Raw genomic sequence first — 1,512 nt, forward strand, 5'->3', positions numbered from 1 at the left:
GCGACCGGGCAGGGACGTGAACTTGTCTTTGATTTCCAGAATCTTCTGCACCCGTGCGCCCAGCGACAGCAGCATCACCAACCGCTCGGTATCGAGCCCCTGCACGTCGCCATACCAGCGGGTGAGCAGTTCGATAAGATCGTGCATCTCGCGCATGCGGCCCTGGGCGTGGCGCTCGTCCTCATTGCCGGGCGTCTGCATCAGCAGTTCGCGCAGCATCGAAAGCGTGGGATCGATTTCGCGCTTTTTGCGCTCTTCCGCGAGGGTGCGGACGATGGTCCAAATATCATCTGGCGTTGCAAAATAATCGCGCCGGTCGCCGGGGCGATGGATCAGCCGCACGAGGTTCCAGGTTTGCAACTCCTTTAGCCCCATGCTGACGTTGGAGCGGGAAAAGCCGAGCTTTTCCATAATCTGATCGGCGTTCAAGGGGTCTGCCGAGGCGAAGAGCAGCGCGTAAATCTGCCCCACGGTGCGGTTGATGCCCCAGCGGCTGCCCATTTCGCCGAAATGCAGCACGAAGGATTGAAGGAGCGGCGAGAGGTGCATCGGTATGTTCCGTAATTTCAGTAATTTCTGAAATTACTATAGGAACAATTTTGCAGCAGGGCAAGGGCGATTGTGAGCGAAAATGATGGGAGCGGGGGCACTTGCTGTGCGGATAAATATTGAATTAGCGTAAAAAGCAATATATATAGCAAAGTAATAAGATCGAAAAGATCCTATTACTCGACAGGTTAAGCGCTGGCTTTTTCGGGTTCCGGTGTGGCTTCGGTGCCGTTTTCACGCAGCACATAGCCGCGCCCCCACACGGTTTCGATATAATTATCGCCGCCGGTGGCCGTGCTCAGCTTTTTGCGCAGCTTGCAGACGAAAACGTCGATGATCTTCAGTTCCGGCTCGTCGATGCCGCCGTAGAGATGGTTCAGGAACATCTCCTTGGTCAGCGTCGTGCCTTTGCGCAGCGCCAAGAGTTCCAGAATGCCATATTCCTTGCCGGTCAGATGCAGCGGCTTCGCGTCGACTTCGGCGGTTTTAGCGTCGAGGTTGACCGTCAGGCGCCCGGTGCGAATGACCGAATCCGAATGGCCTTTGGCGCGGCGCACGATGGCCTGAATCCGGGCCACCAACTCGCGCTTATCGAACGGCTTGGTCAGATAATCATCCGCGCCGAAGCCGAGGCCCTTGATCTTGTGATCGAGTTCCGACAGGCCGGACAGGATGAGAATCGGCGTCCGCACCCGCGCTTGGCGGAAGCGGCGCAGCACTTCGTAGCCGTCGATATCCGGCAGAATCAGATCCAGCAGGATAATATCGTAATCATAAAGCTTACCGATCTCGACGCCATCTTCGCCCAAATCGGTGGTATCGACAATGTAGCCAGCGGAAGACAGCATCAATGCGATGCTCTTCGACGTTGCGGCATCGTCCTCAACTAAGAGAATCCGCATAGTGCCCCCACCTTAAACGGGCCGCCCAGGAGCCCGATAAATTGGTTAATGTACGTTAACT

General features: G+C 56.1%; 2 protein-coding genes. Both read right to left on the reverse strand.

Annotated features, from left to right (window positions below):
• On the reverse strand, positions 1-549 hold a 549-nt coding region (locus VZ95_RS17400), incomplete at its 3' end, for a GbsR/MarR family transcriptional regulator (protein ID WP_045776987.1).
• Between the two features lie 188 nt (positions 550-737).
• Positions 738-1,451 carry a response regulator transcription factor CtrA gene (gene ctrA / locus VZ95_RS17405; protein WP_045776988.1) on the reverse strand — a complete coding sequence of 238 codons (714 nt, stop codon included), beginning with the start codon at positions 1,449-1,451 and terminating at the stop codon, positions 738-740.
• Between the last annotated feature and the right edge of the window lie 61 nt (positions 1,452-1,512).

The organism is Elstera litoralis, assembly GCF_000963705.1.
In the GTDB taxonomy this organism is placed as follows: Bacteria; Pseudomonadota; Alphaproteobacteria; order Elsterales; family Elsteraceae; genus Elstera; species Elstera litoralis.

Excerpts from the sequence above, each read along its gene's own strand:
- ctrA (WP_045776988.1), bottom strand. The coding sequence starts at position 1,451 with ATGCGGATTCTCTTAGTTGAGGACGATGCCGCAACGTCGAAGAGCATC.